A 409-nucleotide genomic window follows, 5' to 3' on the forward strand; every position below is an offset into this window, starting at 1 on the left:
GAATTAATAGACATCATCTGCCAGAAGTTTAATGTATCTTATGTCGATATTGTAGGAGAAGATAAAATGCTCAATCCTGTTGAAGATTATGAATTGACTTTAAAAATTGAAATTGTGAAAGAAAGAGGTGCTAATCTATTATCTAGACTCTATCGTTATCAAGATAGTCAGGGAATTAGCATTGATGATGAATCTAATCCTTGGATTTTAATGAGTGATGATCTATCTGACTTGATTCATACGAATATCTATTTAGTAGAAAATTTTGATGAAATAGAGAGGTATAGCGGCTATTTGGATGGAATTGAACGTATGTTAGAGATATCTGAAAAACGGATGGTAGTCTAATGGAAATCCAAGATTATACTGATAGTGAATTCAAACATGCTCTAGCACGGAATCTTCGTTC

General features: G+C 32.3%; 1 protein-coding gene. It reads left to right on the top strand.

What is annotated here, in order from left to right; translation table 11 throughout:
- Positions 1 to 348: XRE family transcriptional regulator (locus JQ841_RS08990; protein WP_203180712.1), on the top strand; the 348-nt coding region annotated here is incomplete at its 5' end.
- Positions 349 to 409: the final 61 nt, after the last annotated feature.

Source organism: Streptococcus mitis (genome assembly GCF_905187535.1).
GTDB classification, from domain to species: Bacteria; Bacillota; Bacilli; order Lactobacillales; family Streptococcaceae; genus Streptococcus; species Streptococcus mitis_BS.